The 5,308-nt window shown below is 65.9% G+C and carries 5 protein-coding genes; 3 read left to right on the top strand and 2 right to left on the bottom strand.

Annotated elements, in window-relative coordinates:
• Positions 1-88 precede the first annotated feature (88 nt).
• Both clpA and clpS read right to left on the bottom strand, forming a co-directional pair.
• Complete coding sequence (gene clpA / locus ACTHLF_RS11320) at positions 89-2,356, bottom strand: ATP-dependent Clp protease ATP-binding subunit ClpA (protein WP_440327445.1); 2,268 nt, start codon at positions 2,354-2,356, stop codon at positions 89-91.
• Between the two features lie 78 nt (positions 2,357-2,434).
• Positions 2,435-2,767, bottom strand: a complete 333-nt coding sequence (clpS, locus tag ACTHLF_RS11315) for an ATP-dependent Clp protease adapter ClpS (RefSeq protein ID WP_139980993.1) — start codon at positions 2,765-2,767, stop codon at positions 2,435-2,437.
• Positions 2,768-2,891: 124 nt separating this feature from the next.
• On the opposite strand from clpS, the gene ACTHLF_RS11310 reads away from it, so the two are divergent.
• From ACTHLF_RS11310 to hflD, 3 genes are all read left to right on the top strand, one after another.
• Positions 2,892-3,380, top strand: a complete 489-nt coding sequence (locus ACTHLF_RS11310) for an NUDIX hydrolase (protein WP_440327444.1) — start codon at positions 2,892-2,894, stop codon at positions 3,378-3,380.
• Complete coding sequence (gene mnmA, locus ACTHLF_RS11305) at positions 3,377-4,471, top strand: tRNA 2-thiouridine(34) synthase MnmA (RefSeq protein ID WP_440327443.1); 1,095 nt, start codon at positions 3,377-3,379, stop codon at positions 4,469-4,471. The genes ACTHLF_RS11310 and mnmA overlap by 4 nt, the downstream gene beginning before the upstream one ends.
• A gap of 135 nt (positions 4,472-4,606) precedes the next feature.
• Positions 4,607-5,233 (top strand): high frequency lysogenization protein HflD, encoded by a 627-nt coding sequence (gene hflD / locus ACTHLF_RS11300; protein WP_440327442.1) that lies wholly within the window; start codon positions 4,607-4,609, stop codon positions 5,231-5,233.
• Positions 5,234-5,308 lie beyond the last annotated feature (75 nt).

Below are 5,308 nucleotides of genomic sequence, written 5' to 3'. Positions count from 1 at the left end.
GTGACCGCGAACAGCGTCGCCCACAGGGTGGGCTCCTACGAAAAAGGCCGCCCGAGTGGGCGGCCTTCTTCTATCACTACCTTGAGTCTTACGCTTCCGCCGTCGCCGGCTCGGCCGACTCGGTTTCCACGTGCAGCTCGTCGCCTTCCACCGAGAGGGTGACCTTGCCACCGTCGGCGAGCTTGCCGAAGAGCAGCTCGTCGGCCAGGGCACGCTTCACCTTGTCCTGGATGACGCGGGCCATCGGGCGTGCGCCCATCTGCGGGTCGAAGCCGTGCTCCGCCAGCCAGCGGCGGGCCTCCGGCGTCACGTCGACGCTGACCTTCTTCTCGGCCAGCTGCGATTCCAGCTCGATCAGGAACTTGTCCACCACGCGCAGGATGTGGTCGAAGTCCAGCGCATTGAACTGGATGACCGCATCGAGACGGTTGCGGAACTCCGGCGTGAACATGCGGCGGATCGTCTCCATCGCATCCGGCGAGTGGTTCTGCTTCACGAAGCCGATGCCGCGGCGCGAAGCCAGCTGCGCGCCGGCATTCGTCGTCATCACCACGATGACATTCTTGAAGTTCGCCTCGCGACCGTTGGTATCGGTCAGCACGCCGCGATCCATGACCTGCAGCAGGATGTTGTACACATCCGGGTGCGCCTTCTCGATCTCATCCAGCAGCAGCACGCAGTGCGGGTGCTTGGTGATCTGCTCGGTGAGCAGGCCACCCTGGTCGAAGCCCACGTAGCCCGGGGGCGCACCGACCAGGCGCGACACCGAGTGCGCTTCCATGTACTCGGACATGTCGAAGCGGACCATCTCGATACCCAGCTGCATGGCGAGCTGGCGGGTGACTTCCGTCTTGCCGACGCCCGTGGGGCCGGCGAGCAGGAAGCTGCCGATCGGCTTGGACGGATCGCCCAGGCCCGAACGCGCCATCTTGATCGATGAGGACAGGGCCTCGATCGCCGCATCCTGGCCGAACACGACCATCTTCAGGTTGCGCTCGAGGTTACGCAGCACGTCGCGGTCGGAAGCCGACACCTGCTTGGCCGGGATACGCGCCATCTTGGCCACGATGTATTCGATTTCGGCCACGTCGACCTTGCCGGTGCGCTCTTCTTCCGGCAACAGGCGCTGGCGGGCGCCAGCCTCATCGATCACGTCGATGGCCTTGTCCGGGAGCAGGCGATCCGGGATGTGCTTCACGGAGAGATCCACCGCCGCACGCAGGGCCTCACCGGTGTACTCCACCGAGTGGTGCTCTTCGAAGCGGGTCTTCAGGCCCTTCAGGATCTCGATGGAGTCGGCCACGGTGGGCTCGACCACGTCGATCTTCTGGAAGCGGCGAGCCAGGGCGCGATCCTTCTCGAAGATGCCGCGGAATTCCTGGAACGTGGTGGAACCGATGCAGCGCAGCTCACCCGAAGCCAGCATCGGCTTGATCAGGTTCGAGGCATCCATGGTGCCGCCCGACGCCGAACCCGCACCGATGATGGTGTGGATCTCATCGATGAACAGGATGGCGTTCGGCTGCTTCTTGAGCTGGCCGATGACCGCCTTCAGGCGCTTTTCGAAGTCGCCACGGTACTTGGTGCCCGCGACCAGCGCGCCGAGGTCCAGCGACCAGATGGTGCAGTCTTCCAGCACCTCGGGCACCTGGCCTTCGACGATGCGCTTGGCCAGGCCCTCGGCCAGCGCGGTCTTGCCCACGCCGGCTTCGCCGACATAGAGCGGGTTGTTCTTGCGACGGCGGCAGAGCACCTGGATGGTGCGCTCCACCTCGTCCTGGCGGCCGATCAGCGGATCGATCTTGCCCTGCAGGGCCAGCTCGTTGAGGTTGGAGGCGTACTCGCTGAGCGGGTTGCCCTTGCCCTCGCCGCCTTCCTCGCCATCGCGATCGGCGCTGGACGGGGCAGCCGCGGACTCATCGCTGATCTTGGCGATGCCGTGGGAGATGTAATTGACCACGTCGAGGCGCGTAATTTCCTGCTGGTGGAGGAAATAGACCGCGTGGCTGTCCTTTTCGCCGAAGATCGCGACAAGAACGTTGGCGCCGGTCACTTCCTTCCGGCCCGAGGACTGGACGTGGTAGACCGCACGCTGGAGGACGCGCTGGAAGCCCAGCGTGGGCTGGGTGTCGCGCTCGTCGCCGGCGGGGAGGACCGGGACGGTTTCAGCGATGATCCGCTGGAGATCGGCCGCGAGGCGCGGCAGATCGACGCCACAGGCACGCAGGGCGGCCAGGGCGGAGGTGTTTTCGGTGAGGGCGAGCAGGAGATGCTCCACGGTCATGAACTCGTGGCGCTGCTCCCGGGCCTGCTTATAGCAGTGCCCAATGGTGACTTCGAGATCCTTGCTGAACATACGGACCGTCTCCGATAGCTGTGGGCGGCGGGTTCTTAGCCCTTGTGAGTGCCGCATGAACTCCAGATGGGGGATCTGCTACATCTTTTCCATAGTGCACAACAGCGGGTGCTGGTGGGACCGTGAATACTCGTTGACCTGGGTCACCTTCGTTTCTGCCACCTCGCGGGTGAACACTCCGCACACGCCCTTCCCCCTGGTGTGTACGTGGAGCATCACCTGGACCGCCCGCTCCTGGTCCATGCCAAAAAAGCTACGTAGCACCTCGACCACGAAATCCATCGGCGTGAAGTCGTCGTTCAGCAGGACGACCTGGAACAGCGGCGGTTTCGCCGTCTCGGGGCGAGCGGTTTCGATGGCCAGGCCGTGTCCGCGCTCGCTTTCCTGATCGTGTTCGTGTTCCTGGGACATTAATTGAGAACCTTCGGTACGCGATTCGATTATATACACCGGATTTCGAGCCCTTTCGGGGTCGATTTCCACAGGTGATGGCACAATATGTCTTTTTCCAGAGCCACCCCCTCCCATTCGTCAGATGACCCAGACCGTTGCCCCGGCCGAAAACGTGTGGTGCCCCCGTGTGACGGTCGCTTGCGTCGTCGCGCAGGGGGACCGCTACCTGATCGTCGAAGAGGAGATCTTCGGCGAGCTGGCTTACAACCAGCCAGCGGGGCACCTGGACCCGGGTGAGACGCTTCAGGCCGCCGCCGTCCGCGAGGCGCTGGAGGAAACCGGGCACACTGTCGAGCTGGACGCCTTCCTGGGGGTCTGGCAGTGGATGAGCCCCGAGCACGGCGAACAGGTGCTCCGCTTCGGCTTCAGCGGCCGTTCGGTGGCCCACGACCCCACCCGCCGGCTCGATACCGGCATCCGCCGGGCCCTGTGGCTTCGCCGCGACGAGATCGAGGCCCTGGGCGCGCGCCTGCGCAGCCCGTTGATCCTGGAAACGATCGACGCGTGGCTCGACGGCCGCCGCCTGCCCCTGGATACCGTGGCCAGCCTTCTCCCGGGGTCGCGTCCGTGAAAGTGATCCTCGGCGTCTCCGGCGGCGTGGACTCCTCGGTCGCCGCCATCCTCCTGCAGCAGGCCGGCCACGATGTGGAAGGCATGTTCATGCAGAACTGGGAGGAGGACGACCGCTCCGGCCCCTGCACCACCGACGACGACCGCCGCGACGCGGTGGCCGTGTGTGGCCGCCTCGGCATCCCCTTCCACGCGCGCAACTTCGCCGGCGAATACTGGGACGGCGTGTTCGAGCACTTCCTTGCCGAGTACGCCGCGGGGCGCACCCCGAACCCGGACGTGCTGTGCAACCGCGAGATCAAGTTCAAGACCTTCCTGGAGCACGCACAGGCCCTCGGCGCGGAGAAGATCGCGACGGGACACTATGCGCGCGTGGATTTCCATGAGGGCCGCTACCGCCTGCTGCGTGCCGTGGATGCCGCGAAGGACCCGACGTACTTCCTCCACGCGCTGGGCCAGCGCCAGCTTTCGGCGACGCTCTTCCCGGTCGGCGAGATCGAGAAGCCGGTGGTACGTGAGATGGCCCGCGAGGCGAGCCTGCCGACCGCGGCCAAGAAGGATTCCACCGGCATCTGCTTCATCGGCGAGCGTGACTTCCGCGCGTTCCTTGCCCAGTACCTGCCCGCGAAGCCTGGCGCGAGGGTCGACCCGGACGGCCGCAAGGTCGGCGAGCACCAGGGCGTCATGTATTACACGCTGGGCCAGCGCAACGGGCTCGGCATCGGCGGCCGTGCGGATGCGCCCAACGAGCCGTGGTATGTCGTCGGCAAGGACGTCGCTGCGAACACGCTGATCGTGGCGCAGGGCGGCGAAAACCGCTGGCTGCAATCCACGCGGCTGTTCGCGACGGATGCCACCTGGGTCGCTGGCGAGCCACCTGCCCTTTCCTTCCGCTGGACCGCCAAGACCCGCTACCGCCAGGCCGACCAGGCCTGCACGGTGGATGTGCGCGGCGACACGCTGCACGTCACCTTCGACGAGCCCCAGCGCGCGGTCACCCCCGGCCAGTCCGTGGTGCTGTACGACGGCGACGCGTGCCTCGGCGGTGCGGTGATCGCAAGCACCGATGCTGCCTACGGTGGCCTCGAATGATTCCCTATCCCTTCGTAGGAGCCCACCCTGTGGGCGACGCCGTTCGTACAATCGCTACAGGCTCCGCAGCCTTCCTGCGAAAGATGTCGCCCACAGGGTGGGCTCCTACGGCACGTTTCGATCCGAGCCATATCCATGAATGAAGAACGCGTCCTGGCCCTGGCCGGCGTCTTCCAGGGCGTCGCCCTGGCCCATCAGCTGGCAAACGAGGGCCGCTGCGACGAGGTGGCTTACGAGGCCAGCCTGGGCAGCGTGTTCCGCATCGATTCGGACACGGTCGCGGGCGTCTATGGCAACGTGGCCGGTGTGCGCCGCGGCTTGCGTACGCTGGTGAACCAGTTCGAAGAACAGACCCGCGATGTCGCGGTGATGCGCATGGGCGTGACCGTGCTGCGCCTCGAGCGCTCGCTCTCGCGCAACCACGCCCTGCTCGATCGCCTGCACGAGGGCATCGTTGCCGCGCAACGCCAGGTCGAGCATTTCGGCATCACCCATCCGAACGTCTCGGCGCGCCTGGCCGAGCTGTATGCGACCACCTTGTCAACGCTGAAGCCGCGGGTGATGGTCACGGGTAATCCGAGCCACCTGCAGCAGAAGGCCAATGTCGATCGCGTCCGCGCCTCGCTGCTCGCCGCCGTGCGTTCCGCGGTGCTGTGGCACCAGCTCGGCGGCCGCCAGTGGCACATGCTGTTCCAGGGCAAGCAGACCGCCATGCTGGCGCGCGGGCTGCTGACAGGCTCGACCCTCGATAACGGGTTCTGACGCAACGCGCCGTCGTAGGAGCGCACCCTGTGGGCGACGCCGTTCGCAAGAGAGCCACAGGGCCTGCAGCGTCAT

The sequence above is a fragment of the Luteibacter sp. genome (genome assembly GCF_051958795.1).
Classification (GTDB): Bacteria; Pseudomonadota; Gammaproteobacteria; order Xanthomonadales; family Rhodanobacteraceae; genus Luteibacter.
This window is presented reverse-complemented; position numbering and strand designations above follow the sequence as displayed.

Bases quoted from the DNA above. Each gene is read 5' to 3' on its own strand.
- clpA (WP_440327445.1), bottom strand. From the start codon at position 2,356: ATGTTCAGCAAGGATCTCGAAGTCACCATTGGGCACTGCTATAAGCAG.
- clpS (WP_139980993.1), bottom strand. From the start codon at position 2,767: ATGTCCCAGGAACACGAACACGATCAGGAAAGCGAGCGCGGACACGGC.
- ACTHLF_RS11310 (WP_440327444.1), top strand. From the start codon at position 2,892: ATGACCCAGACCGTTGCCCCGGCCGAAAACGTGTGGTGCCCCCGTGTG.
- hflD (WP_440327442.1), top strand. From the start codon at position 4,607: ATGAATGAAGAACGCGTCCTGGCCCTGGCCGGCGTCTTCCAGGGCGTC.